This window comes from Frankia sp. CcI49 (assembly GCF_001983215.1).
GTDB lineage: Bacteria > Actinomycetota > Actinomycetes > Frankiales > Frankiaceae > Parafrankia > Parafrankia irregularis.
The window spans coordinates 367118-383821 of the sequence record NZ_MOWP01000014.1; the positions used below are offsets into that span (position 1 = coordinate 367118).

Annotated in this window: 19 protein-coding genes; 5 read left to right on the forward strand and 14 right to left on the reverse strand. The window is 70.1% G+C overall.

What is annotated here, in order from left to right:
* Positions 1–184: 184 nt before the first annotated feature.
* Complete coding sequence (locus CcI49_RS13370; RefSeq protein ID WP_054565004.1) at positions 185–382, reverse strand: hypothetical protein; 198 nt, start codon at positions 380–382, stop codon at positions 185–187.
* A 500-nt stretch (positions 383–882) separates the two neighbouring features.
* On the reverse strand, positions 883–1194 hold the full coding sequence (locus CcI49_RS13375; RefSeq protein WP_076826810.1) for an acylphosphatase: 312 nt from the start codon (positions 1192–1194) through the stop codon (positions 883–885).
* A gap of 33 nt (positions 1195–1227) precedes the next feature.
* Between CcI49_RS13375 and CcI49_RS13380 the strand changes: the two genes are divergently transcribed.
* A complete protein-coding gene (locus CcI49_RS13380; RefSeq protein WP_054565005.1) occupies positions 1228–1605 on the forward strand; it encodes a hypothetical protein in 378 nt (125 codons plus the stop codon).
* 136 nt (positions 1606–1741) lie between these two features.
* Here CcI49_RS13380 and CcI49_RS13385 read toward each other — a convergent pair whose 3' ends face one another.
* The 10 genes from CcI49_RS13385 to CcI49_RS13430 form a co-directional block, all read right to left on the reverse strand.
* Positions 1742–2506 carry a DUF2786 domain-containing protein gene (locus tag CcI49_RS13385; protein ID WP_054565448.1) on the reverse strand — a complete coding sequence of 255 codons (765 nt, stop codon included), beginning with the start codon at positions 2504–2506 and terminating at the stop codon, positions 1742–1744.
* 308 nt (positions 2507–2814) lie between these two features.
* Positions 2815–3747 carry a bifunctional DNA-formamidopyrimidine glycosylase/DNA-(apurinic or apyrimidinic site) lyase gene (gene mutM / locus CcI49_RS13390; protein WP_076826813.1) on the reverse strand — a complete coding sequence of 311 codons (933 nt, stop codon included), beginning with the start codon at positions 3745–3747 and terminating at the stop codon, positions 2815–2817.
* 32 nt (positions 3748–3779) lie between these two features.
* Positions 3780–4640: a ribonuclease III gene (rnc, locus tag CcI49_RS13395; protein WP_054565007.1), complete on the reverse strand. Its 861-nt coding sequence runs from the start codon at positions 4638–4640 to the stop codon at positions 3780–3782.
* Positions 4637–5623 carry a phosphate acyltransferase gene (locus tag CcI49_RS13400; RefSeq protein WP_076826816.1) on the reverse strand — a complete coding sequence of 329 codons (987 nt, stop codon included), beginning with the start codon at positions 5621–5623 and terminating at the stop codon, positions 4637–4639. Before CcI49_RS13400 ends, rnc begins: the two co-directional genes overlap by 4 nt.
* Positions 5624–5630: 7 nt before the next feature.
* Positions 5631–5801 carry a 50S ribosomal protein L32 gene (gene rpmF / locus CcI49_RS13405; protein WP_054565009.1) on the reverse strand — a complete coding sequence of 57 codons (171 nt, stop codon included), beginning with the start codon at positions 5799–5801 and terminating at the stop codon, positions 5631–5633.
* Positions 5801–6385 carry a YceD family protein gene (locus CcI49_RS13410; protein WP_006545181.1) on the reverse strand — a complete coding sequence of 195 codons (585 nt, stop codon included), beginning with the start codon at positions 6383–6385 and terminating at the stop codon, positions 5801–5803. Before CcI49_RS13410 ends, rpmF begins: the two co-directional genes overlap by 1 nt.
* A 314-nt stretch (positions 6386–6699) precedes the next feature.
* Positions 6700–7428, reverse strand: coding sequence for a hypothetical protein (locus CcI49_RS13415; RefSeq protein WP_054565010.1), 729 nt, complete (start codon positions 7426–7428; stop codon positions 6700–6702).
* Between the two features lie 172 nt (positions 7429–7600).
* Entirely contained in the window at positions 7601–8089 is a 489-nt protein-coding gene (gene coaD / locus CcI49_RS13420; protein ID WP_054565011.1) for a pantetheine-phosphate adenylyltransferase, read from the reverse strand.
* Positions 8086–8643, reverse strand: coding sequence for a 16S rRNA (guanine(966)-N(2))-methyltransferase RsmD (gene rsmD, locus CcI49_RS13425; RefSeq protein ID WP_054565012.1), 558 nt, complete (start codon positions 8641–8643; stop codon positions 8086–8088). Before rsmD ends, coaD begins: the two co-directional genes overlap by 4 nt.
* Positions 8644–8874: 231 nt before the next feature.
* Positions 8875–11226 carry an ATP-dependent DNA helicase RecG gene (locus tag CcI49_RS13430; RefSeq protein ID WP_076826818.1) on the reverse strand — a complete coding sequence of 784 codons (2352 nt, stop codon included), beginning with the start codon at positions 11224–11226 and terminating at the stop codon, positions 8875–8877.
* Between the two features lie 236 nt (positions 11227–11462).
* On the opposite strand from CcI49_RS13430, the gene rpmB reads away from it, so the two are divergent.
* Positions 11463–11651: a 50S ribosomal protein L28 gene (gene rpmB / locus CcI49_RS13435; RefSeq protein ID WP_006545176.1), complete on the forward strand. Its 189-nt coding sequence runs from the start codon at positions 11463–11465 to the stop codon at positions 11649–11651.
* Positions 11652–11883: 232 nt separating this feature from the next.
* Complete coding sequence (locus CcI49_RS13440; RefSeq protein WP_054565014.1) at positions 11884–12987, forward strand: D-alanine--D-alanine ligase family protein; 1104 nt, start codon at positions 11884–11886, stop codon at positions 12985–12987.
* An 86-nt stretch (positions 12988–13073) separates the two neighbouring features.
* Here the strand turns inward: CcI49_RS13440 and CcI49_RS13445 are convergent, their stop codons facing one another.
* The gene (locus CcI49_RS13445; protein ID WP_076826820.1) at positions 13074–13568 is read right to left on the reverse strand and encodes a DUF3515 family protein; all 495 of its coding nucleotides are present in this window, start codon (positions 13566–13568) and stop codon (positions 13074–13076) included.
* 73 nt (positions 13569–13641) lie between these two features.
* Positions 13642–13875, reverse strand: a complete 234-nt coding sequence (locus tag CcI49_RS13450) for an Lrp/AsnC ligand binding domain-containing protein (protein WP_006545173.1) — start codon at positions 13873–13875, stop codon at positions 13642–13644.
* 210 nt (positions 13876–14085) lie between these two features.
* Between CcI49_RS13450 and thiD the strand changes: the two genes are divergently transcribed.
* Together thiD and murA are read left to right on the forward strand one after the other, a co-directional pair.
* Positions 14086–14970, forward strand: coding sequence for a bifunctional hydroxymethylpyrimidine kinase/phosphomethylpyrimidine kinase (thiD, locus tag CcI49_RS13455; protein WP_076826822.1), 885 nt, complete (start codon positions 14086–14088; stop codon positions 14968–14970).
* A 106-nt stretch (positions 14971–15076) separates the two neighbouring features.
* Positions 15077–16516: a UDP-N-acetylglucosamine 1-carboxyvinyltransferase gene (gene murA / locus CcI49_RS13460; RefSeq protein ID WP_076826825.1), complete on the forward strand. Its 1440-nt coding sequence runs from the start codon at positions 15077–15079 to the stop codon at positions 16514–16516.
* Positions 16517–16704: the final 188 nt, after the last annotated feature.

A 16704-nucleotide genomic window follows, 5' to 3' on the forward strand; every position in this document is an offset into this window, starting at 1 on the left:
GAGGACGCACGAGAACCCACCCCGAGCCAGGCACAGCCCCTTCAAGCGCAGCACTCACCCAAAAGGGTGCGCACCAGGGCATGAGGGAGCCCGCCCGGCAAGGAGGTCAGGGACCCTCACCGCGCTCAACCCGGTATGTGGGGCACCCGAAGTGCCCGGATGTGGAACTACTTGTGAGCTCGGCTCAGGTGAGCGCGGGCTCGACCTCGAGTGCCCGGACGTCAGCGGGTACGTCAACCCCGTCGACGAGCGCCTCGTTCACTGCCCGTACGCGTGCGAGCTCAGCCTCGAGCTCCGCTACCCGGGCGCGAAGACGGCGTACCTCGTACGAGAGACGCATGTCGCTGCCAGTACCGACGTGGCCGAATAGGGCCTTCGCCATGGTGATGGTCCTCCACGATGAGTGACCTAGCGGGATGTGTGGGAGCGACGAGATCAGAACGATCAGAGTGCGCCCCAGAGAATGACCTAAGAATCCCACGTCAGGCCACCGAAAGTCAAGAGCATGCCACAAGGCCCACGTGCGGTCCCACGAACATCAGAAAATCCTCGCCCGCGAACACCCGACGGGACACATGGCGGGACCAGATGCAGCAGGTTCGTCCACGGTTCGGCATGTGGCGCCGGTGACACGCGGCTTGTTCCGCGCCGACGGGCTGCCACGATCGGGCCCGTCACCAGCCACGATCATCCATGGACGCAGGGAAAGTCGCCGGGTGCGCGCCAACCAGGCGCATCAATGATCGACCGACGCGCCGTGATCACATGGTCTCGTTGGGCAAAAACACACTTCCGTCAACGCGGGCTTCTCTGTGAAGTTCGACTCCGTTCGCACGGACGTCGCCGCGGATTGCTCGCTTGTTCAATCGACGGCGCCGCGCATCAACGCCGAAGGAAGCCCGCCAATCCACCACGTGCCTCACTCCACACGTGCTCGACACGGTCGGTTCGACCCGGTGTGTGCCCGGTCACAAGTAGGTCGAGGAGCGACTCACAGGCAGCCCGGTCTCCTTCGGCGATCACCGCGACCGCACCGTCGGGCAAATTCGTCGCAGACCCGGCAAGTCCGAGACGTCGCCCTTTGGTACGGACATAGTCACGGAACCCCACACCCTGAACCAGACCTTCGACCCGGGCGGTGAGGCGGACCACGTCCCTGCTGGAGGCGCCGTTCGTCGCGCGAATCTCGTTCATCGGAGCGGTAGGGTACTAGCCATTGTGGACACCATGTACATCGAGAGCGCGCAGCTCAACAGGGGCACCGAGGCCACCGTTCGCGTGGGGCCGGGGCAGGGGACGCCGTCGAACGGCACCACCATTGGTGACCATGTGCGCACGCCTGGGCGATCAGGCCGTCGCCGGTCGCTCGCGTGCGTGGCCGCCGTCTGTTCGATGGGTACCGCACTCCTGCTCTCCGGCTGTGGGCAGAACTTCTCCCAGGATGGAGGAGTGATCCCGGTTCCGCATGCCAGCACCGAGGGCATCCGGAGTGTCACGCCGGTCCCGGTACCGTCCGAAACCGTCATCGGCCCGGGCTACGCTCCGCCCCGCGGCGAGCGTCCGACCCAGACCGCGGTACCCAACCTCCCCGGCGGCAAGTTGTAGTGGGGCCTGGATCGGCGTGGCCGCCGCGGCCACGCCGACAGAGCTACTTCGCACCAAGAGCTACTTCACACCAGATCCACCGAACATCGGATCCACCGCGATCGGCTGGTTCGCTCGCGGGTACCGCCCGAGCAGCTCAGCCGATCTCCGGTCGTTCCTGCGTCGGCACCCGCCGACCTTCCCCCAGATCCGCCCGCTGGCCGGCCTGGTAGCCGTCCCTGCCACCGGATCCTGAGAGCTGGCGCGTACGCGTCGTGCGCAGCCGCGGATAGACGCGGGCGAGATGCGCCTCGACGAGCCCCTCCCGGCTGGCCAGCACGACTGCGACCGACCGCTGTTCTCCCGCTCCGTCGGCCGCGGTTGTTCTGCCCTCGTTCTCAGCCCTCCTGCGTGCCGCCTCCTCCACGAGCGCGAGCCGATCACGCACCGCGACCGAGAAGCCGGCCATCCAGGACCGCCGGAAAGCTCGCGGATCTTCCCACACCGGCGGCCGCGCCGCCGCGAGACCGTGCGCCTGCTGCACGAGCAACGACGTGTACAGCATCTGGACGCGTTCGATATCCGCCGCCATCCCGAACAGGTGCGCGGTGTGCACGGTCCCGCCGACGCCGCTCGGCGCAGGCACCGTCCTGTGCACAAGGCGGCAGCCCAGCGGGTCCGCCACACTGGCCAACAGCGAGATCTTGTCCCGCGCGTAGGGCGCGTCCACGCTCATCACGACATCGCCCGCGACGGCGCCCGCCGGGGCACCGTCCTCGACGAGGGCACGGTCGATCCCGTACTGGGCGATGAGTTCCGCGGCCTTGGCGTTGTAGTTCTCCCGAGCCGCCTCAGGCAGGCCTTCGGCCTCCGCCATCGCCAGCAGCTTGCGCACCCGGCCGAGCAGAGCATCGGGGTTCATGGCGCCTCCGTCCATGGTCCTGCTCCGGCCTGGATACAGCCGGAGGAGAACACGTCTGTGAGACCTCGCCGAACCGGGCACGACCTTGTCGTCGTCAGCTCCCGGTCACGGCCATGGACGAGGCTGATTCGGATCGAACCTGCAACTATTTGATCAACACACCTTCTTGATCAATATATCTCCCGAACGGCACCCGCTCATATCGGGCCACGTTCACGTCGGGCCGACGATCGCGAGTCGGGCTATGTTCACGTCGGCCCACACCTACCGCGAACACACCGTCGTTGATCGAATGTGTGTTCGAAATCCTACCACCGAGCTCGGCGCGGACGCGGCTGGCACACCGGGCAGGTGTAGCTGGAGCGGTTCATGAACGCCTCGCGGCGGATGGGCGCGGCGCAGCGCGAGCACTGCTCGCCCTCGCGGCCGTAGACCTCCAGGGAGCGCTCGAACAGACCGCTCACGCCCTCGGTGGAGACATACAGCCGGTCGAAGGAGGTTCCCCCCGCGGCCAGAGCTGCCGTCATCACCGTACGGACGGCCTCCAGCAGCCGGTGCGCCTCGGCGCGGGAGACCGTCTCGGTGGGGCGCGCGTAGTGCAGGCGGGCCGCCCACAGTGCCTCGTCCGCGTAGATGTTGCCGACGCCGCTGATCAGCGTCTGGTCGAGAAGCGCACGCTTGAGACCGGTGCGGCGCCGACGAAGCGCGTCGACGAAGCGCTCGACGTCGAAGTCGGCGGCAAGCGGGTCGGGTGCGATGTGCGCGATCGAGGTCGGCAGGTCCGCGCCGGAGACCACCGCCAGGCCACCGAACGTCCGTTGGTCGACGAAGCGGAGCTCGCGCCCGCCGTCACCGAAGCGAAACCGGACCCGCAGGTGAACCTGGTCCGGGCTGTCCGACGGGACCACAAGAAGCTGCCCGCTCATGCCGAGATGCCCCAGCAGTGACTCGCCCACCCCGACAGCCGCTGCCTCTGCCTCTGCCTCAGCAGCCGCTGCCTCGATGGCCTCGGGCCCGGCAGCTTCGGCGCCCTGCGGAGAAAGACCGAGCCACAGATACTTTCCCCGCCGGCACGCGGTGGTCACGGTCCGCCCTAGCAGGACCGCGGCGAAGTCATCAGGGCCGGCGGCATGGCGGCGAACCGCCCGTGGGTGATAGACCTCCACGCCGTCGATCACGCGGCCGACCACGCCCCGCTCCAGGCCGCGCCGGACGACCTCGACCTCGGGCAGCTCAGGCACAGCGGATCATCGGCGAACTCGGCGAAACCGGATCATCCTGCGTCGCCCGCACCGGCCGCCGGGTCGCGGCCGGTAGCACCCTCCACAGCGGCACCGCCCACTGCGGCACCGCCCACAGCGGCACCTTCCGTGGCCGCCCCGTCTGCTTTGTCCTGTTGCGGCTCGCCGTCATCCGCGGCGGTGGCGCGCTTCTCCAGCATCGCGAAGGCCGTCGCCGCGGCACGCTGCTCGGCCTCCTTCTTGCTGCCGCCCTCGCCCTCGCCCAACACCTCGCCGGCGACCCGCGCGAAGGCCGTGAACCGCTTGGCGTGATCAGGGCCGGCCTCGGTGACCACATAGTCCGGCGGGCCGAGACCCAGCAGCGCCGTCTGTTCCTGCAGCGACGTCTTCCAGTCCAGCCCGGCGCCGCGGCCGGCAGCCTCGTCCAGCAGCGGGTCGAAGAGTCGATGGACGAAGCCGGAGGCCACGTCAAGGCTGTTGGAGAGGTAGACGGCGCCGATCACCGCTTCCAGCGTGTCCGCGAGGATGCTCGGCTTGTCACGCCCACCGGTGGCCTCCTCGCCCCGGCCAAGCAGCAGATATGGCCCGATGCCGGTCGGTCCGATGCGCCGCGCCACATCGGCGAGCGCCCGCATGTTGACCACCGAGGCGCGCTGCTTGGCGAGCTGGCCCTCCGGGAGGTCGGGGTGGCGGCGGAAGAGCGCGGCCGTCACGATCAGGCCGAGCACCGCGTCGCCGAGGAACTCCAGCCGCTCGTTGGTAGGCAGGCCACCGTTCTCATAGGCGTACGACCGGTGCGTCAGCGCCCGATCCAGCAGCTCGGGATCGACGTCGACCTGCAGCGCCTCGACCAGCCCGTCCCGCGGCGGCGGAACCGACTGCACCCGGCTCATCGGGACAGCCCCGCCAGCTCCCGGCGCCGCTCGACCAACGTCGCCATGGCATCACGAACCGATCCGGCGAGCCCGGCACGCACCGCGCCGGCCGCCGCACCCACCGCCGCGGACAGATCGCCCGCCCGCCCGGGGCCGGCCGCGCACGGCCTGCCCACCTGGACGGCTGTACCGTCCACTCCCAGCACGATCATTCCCCCCTGAAGTTCCGAACCGACCGCCGGCGGTGAAGCCGGGTCCGACCCGACCCATGTCGACGCGGCACGCCGTCCCAGCGCGGCAAGCACGACATCGCCGGTGAAGCCGTCGGTCACGACGACGTCCACACCGGCCCCGGTGCGCAGCCTGTCGGCGGTGACCGGCCCGACGAAGTGCAGCCCGAGCGAGGAGAGCAGATCACCCGCGGAGCGCCGGAGCTGGTCCTGCAACGCCGGGCGCGCCGACAGCAGACCGACCCGCGGACGGACGACTCCGTGGCAGGCTGTCGCGTACCGGGTGCCCGACAGGGCGAACTGGGCAAGCTCGTCGGCGGTCACGTCCACCGAGCCGCCCGCGTCGCACAGGACCACGGGAGAGCTCACGGAACCGAGGATGACCGCGGCGGCGGTTCGGGTCGCGCCCGGGACCAGGCCGAGCGTGAACCTCGCCGCGGCCAGCACGGCCTCCAACGGAGCGACCGACACCATCGCGTCAGCCTGCCCGTCCCGCACCAGCCGCGCCGCCACCCGTACGCCGGAGTCACGCCGCGCCCGAACCTCGCTCAACGCCTCCGGACCTGCCGCGACCCCGCGCGCCGCGTTGACCAGCTGGCATCGCCCACCGGAGAGGACGCCACTCGCCGCGAGCGCGGACTCGACACTGGCCGTGGGCGCCACCACGGTCAACGTCAGCCGCGGATCAAGATCGAGCGCCGTCGCAAGTTCATCGAGGAGGTCCTCCGGTGGAAGGCCCTCCCCGATCAGATCGACAGCTACGCGTGCCACACCGTGGTCAGACGTCCAGAACCTGGCGATCGTTGTAGCGGCCGCAGGTCGTGCACATCGTGTGCGGACGGATGACGTGCCCGCGCGAGCACTTCGCGAGCGTCGGCACCTTGGCCTTCCACTGCGCGCGACGGGACCGGGTGTTGCTGCGCGAGGTGCGCCGCTTCGGGACGGCCACTAGTCCTTCTCCTTGTTCTCGGTGATAGCGGGATCCTGGGCGAGACCGGACAGCGCCGCCCATCTCGGGTCCTGCCGGGTGTGGGAATGGTCCGGACCGACCTCGTCAAGACGAGCGCCGCAGTCGACGCACAGGCCTGCGCAGTCCGGCCKGCACAGTGGTGACAGCGGAAGGCTGAGCACCACCGCGTCACGAACGACCGGCTCGATGTCGACATGATCCTCGACGAGGACGCAGGTGTCGCCCTCGTCCTCGGTCTCGACGGCCCGCTCGGGGTAGTAGAACAGCTCCCTGATGTCGACGGACGTCGTGTCCGTGACCTCCTCCAGGCAGCGGGCGCACTCCCCGGCCAACGGCGCGGTCACCACGCCGCTCACCAGGACCCCCTCCATGACCGACTCGAGCCGCAGGTCGAGCCGCACAGCGGCACCCTCGGGCACGCGCAGAATCTCGGTGCCGAAGTCGGACGGCTGGACAATCGTGGTCTCGACACGACGAAGTGAACCCGGCCTACGGCCGAGCTCACGGGTGTCGAGCACATAGGGACCCCGGGGGGCACGCCGACGGGCTCGTTGTGTGGTCATGGCGGTCACAGCAGATGTTCTCACGTCACGGTCGTTACGGGACTGACCTGGGGGCGGGAGGCCGATCGTACCGATACCGACCGAACTGCCTCGGATCCAGCACAGAGATCACCCACCCTGATCCTCCCGACCGCTGACGCAGGCCAGCGAGAGCGGACCGGCTGACCGCCGGCCTGCCCGACCCGGGATGAAGCGAACCAGGCCCGGTCGGAAGTTACGCACCCACGTCACCGGGCACGGACTACCAGCGTATCCGATCGCGCCCACTCCCCCCGATCGGCGCTCCGGCACCGTGGGGCAGGCAGCCCGAAAGGTCAGGCCGAGGTCAGACGAACATGACCGGTCATGCCACCGCGGGCCGCCGGGACACCGGCCCAACGCTCGGCTCCGGAGGCGAAGGCGGCGCCCGGGCCGCCATAGGACATCCGGGAGAGCCCTGACGGCTCGCCGCCCTCGCGGTCGACGACGTCGCCAGCCATCGGCCGTTCCGGCTCGTCGGCTGCCGCACCCGCGTGAACCGCACCCGCGTGGACGGGGACCGCACCGGCCGGGGCCGGATGACCGGGCGCACCGACGGCCGCCGCGGTCGCGACCGCACCTCGCGACGCGAGCCGCTCCCGGCCTCGGGCCACCGACGCCAGGGTGCGGTCGAGCAGCTCCTCGAAACCGGCCAGCTTCCCGTCGACATACGAGTCGATCTGGCTGCGCATGTCATCCGAGGCCTGACGGGCGGCAGCCATGATCGCCGCGGCGTCGGACTCAGCCCGCACGACCACGGCACTGCCCGAGGCCAGCCGCGCGCCCTCCCGGCGACCGTCGGCGACTATCGCCGCGGCCCGCCGATGCGCGTCGTCGATGATCGCCTCGCTCTCCAGCAGGACCCGGTCGGCATCGGCCAGCCGCTCGGGCAGCCGCGCCCGGAGATCCTCCAGAGCCTCCAGCAGCTCGGCCCGGTTGAGCACGCAGGACGCCGACAGCGGCATCGCCCGCGCCCCCTCGACCAAGACGATGATCAGATCGAGGCGCTCAGCGAGATCATCCATGAGCGGTAGGTTACGACCAGCCGACGAATCACCCAGTAGCGACACTCCGTTAACGCACACGGTCAGACCACGATGCCCCAGAAGTCCTACTTCGACGTCGGGTAGCGACTCGACGCCATCCGGCGACGGGCTCGCGGGCCCGTGTAGGCGCGGGCCCGCGAGCGGAACACAGCTACAGGCCGGAACGGTCCCGCAGACCCTTGAGCACGACGTCGGGAACCAGCCCGGAGACGTCGCCGCCGTACCGCGCCACCTCCTTGACCAGACTCGACGAAAGGAACGCGTACTGCGGATTGGTGCTCATGAACAGCGTCTCCACACCCGCCAGGGAATGGTTCATCTGCGCCATCTGAAGCTCGTAGTCGAAGTCACTCACCGCACGCAGACCCTTGACGATCGACTGAATGCCGCGCACCCGGCAGAAGTCGACGAGCAGGCCATGTGACGACTCGACGATGATGTTGGTCGGTGCGGCCGGATGTGCGGCGACCGCCTCCCGGATGAGATCCATCCGTTCATCGACAGTGAACAGGTTGGCCTTCGACTTGTTGATCAGAACGGCGACGACGACCTCGTCGAAGAGCCGGCTGGCTCTCACGATGATGTCGAGGTGACCGTTGGTGATGGGGTCGAACGATCCGGGACAGACTGCCCTCCTCATGATCGATTACCGTACCAGAGGACCCCCTCTCCGTACCTGCGCTCACGGAGCGCCACAAGCCCGTCGGGCCAGGCCACAGGCCCGCTCCGAGCAGCGCGTTCGACTACGCAGACGCCCCCCGCGGCCACCCATCCGCCGCTCGCCAGCCGGCCGAGCACGACGCCCAGCTCGGCGTCGGCCAGGGCGTAGGGCGGGTCGAGAAAGACCACGTTGTAGGGAGCGGTCGGCGGCACCTCCACCACCCGGGCGACCGCGGCGCGCACCACCTCGGCCCCGGGCAGGCCCAGCGCCTCGACATTGCGGCGCAGGATGCGGGCGGCACCCGCGTCACGATCCACCAGAAGGGCGTGTGCCGCGCCACGGGACAACGCCTCCAGTCCGACCGCGCCCGAACCCGCGTACAGGTCCGCCACCCGGGCGCCGGTCAGATCGACCAGCGTGCCGAGGGTGTTGAAYAGGCCCTCCCTCGCCCGGTCGGAGGTCGGCCTGGTGCCGGTRCCCGGTGGCACCTCGAGGCGACGCCCTCCAGCACTGCCGCCCACGATCCGTGTCATTGAACCTTTTCCATCGTCGATGTTCGATGATCCCGAAACAGAATCCCGGGCTTCGGGCTGCCTCTGCTACTGAGCAGGACCCGAGGTTTTGGCCGCCACAACGACCAGAACCTCGGATTTTCGAGCGGTGGCTCCGGGCTTCCGCCGCTGCCGTGAAAGATCTGAGGATCGTGGTCGAAAGAACGACCCGATTCCTCAGGTCTTCGAGCTGCGGAAAAGGTTCACCGAGGATCAGCCCTTTTCCAGGAAGGCGGCGCTGGTCTCGTCCAGGGCGTCAGCAAGCAGGCGGTGCAGCGCGGGCAGCGACCGCAGCTCGGGATCCGCCGCGACGATGGCCCCGGCCTCCTCTCGCGCCGACCGGATGAGATCCTCGTCCCGCAGCAGCTCGAGCAGACGCAGGGAGCGCCGGCCACCCGACTGGGCCGCGCCCAGCACGTCACCCTCCCGCCGCTGGGCCAGGTCGAGCAGCGCCAGCTCGGCGCCGTCCGAGGTGGAGGCGACCGCCCGCAGYCGCTCGGCGGCCGGTGCCGTGGCGTCGACGCAGGTCTGGAGCAGGCAGATGCCCGGAGCACTGCCCCGCCCCACCCGGCCGCGGAGCTGGTGCAGCTGGGACACGCCGAACCAGTCGGAATCAAGAATGATCATCACGGTCGCGTTCGGCACGTCCACACCGACCTCGATCACCGTCGTCGCGACGAGAACATCGACCTCACCCGCGGCGAAGCGGGTCATCACATCGTCCCGGGCCGCCGCGGGCATCCGCCCGTGCAGGCCCTCGACCCGCAACCCGGCGAGCTCACCCGCCACCAGCCGGGGCAACGTCTGCGCGACCGTGGCGCCGACCCGCTCACCACCGGCACGCGGCCCCTGGCCACCCGCCTGACCCGGCTCACCCGGCTCGCCCGGTTCCGGAGGCGCCGGCTCCTCCGTTCCCGCCGGATCCCCGGCGCCCGCCGTGCCCTCACCGACCCGAGGACACACCACGTACGCCTGGTGCCCCGCGGCGACCTCCTCCCGCACCCGCCCCCACATCCGGCTCATCAGCACGGTGTTCACCGCCGGCACCACGAACGTGGAGATCGGCGAACGCCCGGACGGAAGCTGGTTCAGGACGGAGACCTCAAGGTCACCGAAGACGGTCATCGCGACGGTTCGCGGGATCGGGGTCGCCGTCATGACCAGCAGGTGCGGTGGGCGTCGGCMGCGGGAACGAAGCTCGTCACGCTGCTCGACGCCGAACCGGTGCTGCTCGTCGACCACGACCAGCGCGAGGTCGTGGAAGGTGACGCCCGCACCCAGCAGCGCGTGCGTGCCGACGACGAGACCGACGCTCCCGTCGGCAATCGCGGCGAGCGTGTCCCGCCGGGCCCGCGCGGGCATCGACCCGGTGAGCAGCGCGACCCGCGTCGCCGGGCCGCTCACCCCGAGCTCGCCGGCCCGGGCCTGGTCACCGAGCAGCCTGAGCAGGCTCCGGTGGTGCTGGGCCGCGAGGGTCTCGGTGGGGGCCAGCAGAACCGCCTGGCCGCCCGAGTCGACTGCGAGCAGCATCGCCCGGACCGCCACCACCGTCTTGCCGGAACCGACCTCCCCCTGCAGAAGGCGGTGCATCGGGACGGCCTTCGCCAGCTCCGCGGCGATGGTCTCGCTGACCTCCCGCTGGCCGTCGGTGAGAGCGAACGGCAGGCTCGCGTCGAACGCGTCGAGCAGCCCGCCGGCCCGGCCCGGCCGGGGCTGGGTGGCGACCAGCTCCACCCGCCGCCGCCGCTGGGCCAGCGCTATCTGGACGACCAGGGCCTCGTCCCACTTGAGCCGGGTGCGGGCGACGGCGACGTCGCCGCGGGTGCCGGGCCGATGGATGAGCTGGTAGGCACGCGCCAGGCCCGCCAGCCGGTGCCGGGAACGGACGGACTCCGGCAGCGGATCGGTCAGCCCACCGAGCGAGTCGAGGACAAGCCGCAGGCAACGGGCGATCTTCCAGCTGGTGAGCTTCGCCGTGGCCGGATAGATCGGGACCAGCGCGCCGGCGAAGTCGGCCACCGCCGAGGACCGCTCACCGCGCTCACCCGCGACATCATCGCCGCCCTCGCCCACGCCGAGCTCGCCACCAGCCACGCCGAGCTGGCCATCGCCCGCGTCGTCGTCGGAGTCCGGCCCGTCGATCATGTGCACTTCCGGGTGGATCAGCTGACGGCGGCCGCGGAACTCGGCGACCTTGCCCGCGAACAACGCCGTGGTACCGGGCGTGAGTGCCTTCGCACGCCACTGCTGGTTGAAGAAGACGAGGGAGAGCTCACCTCGGCCGTCGGTAACGGTGATCTCCGTGCGGCCGCTCTCGCGCCGGCGGTTGTTGGTGTTCCAGTCCGCCCGGGGCTTGTGCTTCACCACCTTCGTCACCCGCGCCTGGACCGTGGCGATCTCACCGACCACAAGACCGTCCAGGTCGGTGAGCTCCCCGCGCTCGTGATAGCGCCGCGGCAGATGGTTCAACAGGTCGCCGACGGTCGCCAGGTCGAGTTCGTCCGCTAGCAGCGACGCGTGTTTCGCGCCCAACACACTCTTGAGCGGCGTGTCCAGATCGAGCACACCTCAGATAGTGCACCGCGCCACCGACACTCTCGGCTGCCGACAGCTCACGGGGACGCCGACACCTGGACGCAGGCCCACCCCGCGCAACGCCGCGGCAGGCGCCGACCTGCTCCAGGGGCCCGGCCTGCGCGGCCCACGGCGACCCGGAACGGCGCGGCTAGGGTAGCCTCACAGTCGACTACAGGCTAGAGCGGTCGGTGACTCCCGGCCATCGTGATTGACGGAGTGTTCTCGTGTCTTCGGTGTGTGACGTCTGCGGCAAGGGGCCGGGCTTCGGCATGTCGGTCTCCCACTCCCACCGGCGCACCCGCCGTCGCTGGAACCCCAACATCCAGACTGTTCGTGCGATGGTCGGCCGCACCCCCAAGCGGCTCAACGTCTGCACCTCGTGCCTGAAGGCGGGCAAGGTCACCCGCGGCTGACCGCGGCCGAAACTCCGACGGGCGCGCGTCACGGCGCGCGACCGTCCGGTTCCGGTCGCGGATCGCGGCCGAGCACATTGGTGCGTCACGGCTCCTTCCGGTGACGGATCGCGGCTGGGCTGGCACAGGCCAGCTCGCCGGTCCGACACGGATCTCACCCGGCATCATGCGGGCCGCAGGCACCCCCGGGGTCCTTCGTGCGATGCCGGATGGCATCCGTTACTGTCCCGGCATGGGAGCCTCCACTCGCAGGGTTCGACTCGTCCTGCTGTTCGGCGGGCGTAGCACCGAGCACGCCATCTCGTGTGTGTCGGCCGGCGGAGTCCTGCGGGCTCTGGACCGGTCCCGTTATGACGTGATTCCGGTCGGCATCGACCCCGAGGGCCGCTGGGTGGTACTACCCGAGGACAGTCCCGTCCTCACCGCCGTCAGCGCGGACCTGCCCACCGTGAACGCGGCGGACGGCATCGAGGTCACGCTCACCCCGGATCCGACCAGGCCCCGGTTGCTCGTGTCCGACCCGTCCTCGCCGCTGCGCGATCTGGGGACCGTCGACGTCGTCTTCCCCCTCCTGCACGGCCCGTTCGGCGAGGACGGCACCGTCCAGGGCCTGCTGGACATGAGCGGCCTGCCCTATGTCGGTTCCGGCGTGTTCGCCAGCGCCACCGCCATGGACAAGCAGCACATGAAGCGCATCCTCGCCGCCAGCGGGCTGCCCGTCGGCCCCTACACGGTCGTGCGGCCCGGGCAGACGCTCCCGGAGAGCGAACGCGAGCGGCTCGGGCTGCCGGTCTTCGTCAAGCCCGCACGGGGCGGCTCCAGCATCGGCATCAGCCGGGTGGATGCCTGGGCGGATCTCGACACCGCGTTCAAGGCCGCCCGGTCCAGTGATCCCAAGGTGCTCGTGGAGGCGGCGATCGTCGGTCGCGAGATCGAATGCGGTGTGCTGGACCGCCTCGACGGCTCCGGGCCCGAGGCCAGCGTGCCCGCCGAGATCACCGTGACGTCGTCTGCGGGGTTCTACGACTTCGAGGCCAAGTACGTCTCCGACGGGGCTCGCCTCGACGTACCGGCCCAGCTGCCCGACGAGCTCACCGAACGGGTGCGTGCCACGGCGACAGCTGCCTACGAGGCCCTCGACTGCGCCGGCCTGGCCCGTGTCGACATGTTCGTCACGCCCGCGGGCGACATCGTTCTCAACGAGGTCAACACCATGCCCGGGTTCACCTCGACCTCGATGTTCCCGCAGGTGTGGGCGGCCAGCGGCCTCGACTTCGCCGCCCTCACCGACCGCCTCGTCCAGCTGGCCCTGCGCGATGGTGCCGGCCTGCGCTGACACCTCGGTGGTGGGCCACCACCGAGGTCTCAGCGCGACGGTGCTGGTCGGCGCGCCTCGTGCCGATCGTGACCGCCGCTCTTCGGCTAACCCTCCGTGCCCGCGGTGGGCTCGGTGTGCTCCCGCACGGCTGGCGCCAGCGCGACCAGGACCTCGAAGGCCTGTTCGTCCGCCGGCAGTGTCAGCACCACCTGGGGGGTCCTGGTCGGCGTCGAGTACCTGATCCGGTCACCGAGGGCCTCGGTGAACCAGCCGACCTCGTCGATCGCGGAAAGCACCGTGGTCGGCTGGTAGCTGGCCGCGACACCTGTCGCACCACAGGTGAGAACGGCATCCGGCTTCGCTCCGTAGGCGGCCGCGTTGGCGACGGGAGGCTTCACCTCCCGGCGGTCCAGGCCTGCGCCGAGCGAATCGGGCAGCGCCGCGATCAGCGCGGCGCAGGCCGCCTGGTCTCCGACCGCCGGGGTCGGTGCCCCGGTGATCGAAACCGGGCCCGGACCACCGCAGGAAACGAACACCGCCCCGGCGACGACGAGTGGACCGGCGAGGCGGAACAGACGAAGCCGCGGCCTCCCTGTCACGCGCTCTCCTCCGGCCCCACGGGCCCGGGGAACCCTGGTGACGGGCAGTCTCGCTGCCCTGGGGAGCCTGCCCTCAGAAGTGGACCACCGGACATGTCAGCGTTCGGGTGATGCCGTCCACCGACTGGACCCGGGACATCACCAGCTTGCCGAGGTCGTCTACGCTCGACGCCTGCGCGCGGACGATGACGTCGTACGGACCGGTGACATCCTCGGCCTGGGTGACCCCCGGGATCTGCTCGATCTCCTTGGCCACCGCCGCCGATTTGCCGACCTCAGTCTGGATAAGGATATACGCGTGTACCACAGACGCTCCCTCGTCGGACGTCGACAGCCCGTCGAGCAGACACGGGCTGACAGAAGGTAACAGGCAAACGGGCCGGATGAGAGGGTCTGAGGCGAGGAATTTGCTCTGATCGCCCGACTGGCGCGGAGGAACCGCACTCCACGGGCGGCGAACTCGGCCGTTCCAGGCCTCTTACGCCCGCTTTGGCCCTCACTGTGAGGATCCCCACGCATGACCCCAGCAGTACCGCCGGATGCCGCCCCGCCGCGGGTGCTGACCATCGCCGGCTCCGATTCCGGCGGCGGCGCTGGCATCCAGGCGGACCTGAAGACGATGCTCGCACTCGGTGTGCATGGCATGAGCGCCGTTGTGTCGGTCACCGCACAGAACTCGGTCGGCGTGCACGGCGTCTGGGACCTCCCTCCCGAGGCGGTCCGGGCGCAGATCCGCGCCGTCACCGAGGACATCGGCCTGGACGCGGTCAAGACGGGGATGCTCTCCTCCGCCGCCCTCGTCGAGACCGTGGCGCAGGAGCTGGCCAGGATGTCCGTGCCGAGCGTCGTCGACCCGGTCGGAGTCTCCAAGCACGGCAACCCACTGCTGGCCACCGACGCGGTGGACGTCCTGCGTCGCGAGCTGCTGCCCCGCGCCACCGTCGTCACCCCGAACCTGGACGAGGTGCGACTGCTGACCGGCGTCGACGTCGTCGACGAGACGGGCCTGCGCCGCGCCGCCGACGCTCTACTGGCCCTCGGGCCCACCTGGGTGCTCGTCAAGGGCGGCCACCTGCCTGGCGACGCGGTCGATCTGCTCACCGACGGCTCAGCCAGCTACGAGCTGCGTTCTCCTCGGCTGCCCCGCATCCACACGCATGGCACCGGCTGCACGCTCGCCTCGGCGATCGCGGCCCGCCTGGCCTGCGGTGATGACGTACCCTCCGCGGTCAGGGCCGCCAAGACCTACGTGACCGGGGCGCTCGCCGCGGGCTTCCCCCTCGGCGCGGGCATCGGCCCGGTGGACCACGCCTACCTGACCCGGCGGCCGGCCCAGGCCCTCGGCCCCACCCGCGAGACCAAGCCGGCGGGGCCCGTGAGGCCAATGGCGTCGTCTGATTGAATCTCCCCGACTTCAAGTACCAGGTGCACAGCAGAGCGCGACGCACCATCAGATGTGACGAACCTTGCATTCTGGCACATCCGACCCATCGCCGTGGAGGCACCTCGTGAGGGAAACCGGTTCCGGTCTGACCACTCCCGTGGGTTCGGGCGACAGCACCGTTTCCGGCCCCGGCGCGGCTGCCGGCAGGCACCCCTTCCCGGACCCGCACTGGTACACGATCGCCGGCGGCGCACCGCTCACCGGCTCCGTCGAGGTCTCCGGAGCCAAGAACTCGGTCACCAAGCTCCTCGTCGCCACCCTGCTCACTCCGGAGCCGTGCACCCTCACCAGGGTCCCGCGCATCGTCGAGGTGGACGTCGTCCTCGGCATGCTGGCGGAGCTGGGGACGCAGGTCGAATGGCTGGACGCGCAGACGGTGCGGGTGGCGACACCGACGATCGTCGACGCCTCCCTCTCGGAGGCCTACTCCGGCGTCAACCGCATTCCCATCCTGATGATGGGTCCGTTGCTGCACCGGGTGGGTGAGGCCGTCGTCCCGCTCCCCGGCGGGTGCCGCATCGGCAAGCGCCCGGTCGACTTCCACCTGGTCGGGCTGCGCGCCATGGGTGCCGAGATCATCGAGCAGCTCCGGTCCGTCGAGGTCAAGACGCTCGGCCTGCACGGGGCGCAGGTAACCCTGCCGTTCCCGAGCGTCGGGGCCACGGAGAACCTGTTGCTGGCCGCGGTCCGGGCCAAGGGCACCACGGTGATCTCCAATGCCGCGGTGGAGCCCGAGATCATCGACCTGATCCTTTTCCTGCAGCAGATGGGCGCACTGGTCGATGTCGAGGTCGACCGCACGATCGTGGTGCAGGGCGTCGAGGCGCTGCACGGCGCGCACCACGCCCCGATCCCGGACCGGATCGAGGTCGCGTCCTTCGCGGCCGCGGCGGTCGCGACGAACGGCCGGGTGGACGTCGTGGGAGCACGCCAGGAGCACGTGGCGACGTTCCTGAACCACCTGCGCCGCCTGGGCGGGGAGTTCGAGGTCAGCCAGCACGGCCTGACCTTCTACCGGGCACGTGAGCTCACCGCCACCCATGTGCAGACCGACGTCCACCCGGGCTACATGACCGACTGGCAGCAGCCGTTGACGGTGCTGCTCACCCAGGCCAAGGGTGCGTCGGTCATCCACGAGACGATCTACGAGGACCGGTTCGGCTACACCCGCCAGCTCAACGAGATGGGTGCCGACATCGCGCTGTCCACCAGCTGCCTCGGCGGCAAGGCCTGTCGGTTCGCCTCCCGGGACTTCGAGCACTCGGCCGTCGTCAGCGGGCCGACCCCGCTGCGCGCCGCCGATCTGGAGATTCCCGACCTGCGGGCCGGCTTCGCGTACGTGATGGCCGCCCTGATCGCCGAGGGGTCGAGCCTGATCCGCGGAACCCGCTTCCTGGAACGCGGCTACGAGGACCCGGTCGGGAAGCTACGCTCGATCGGCGCCCTGATCGAGACCCGGCCCGCGGACGCCGTCCGGCCCACGCCGCCGGCCACGGCCTCCTGACCAGGCGTCGGAGTGGGCACGACCGAGATCGCCGTCTGAAGATCATGGGATCTTGGTTGTCCTGGAGCCTGTCGCAAATTGAGGTGTCGCTACCCGGGTGATCATGTTTTGTCCGGGATGATCGGGTTTATGGCACGTGGGTACCGGCCGGTCCGGCGGGATCAGTTGTTCCTGCTCCCTCCGGACAT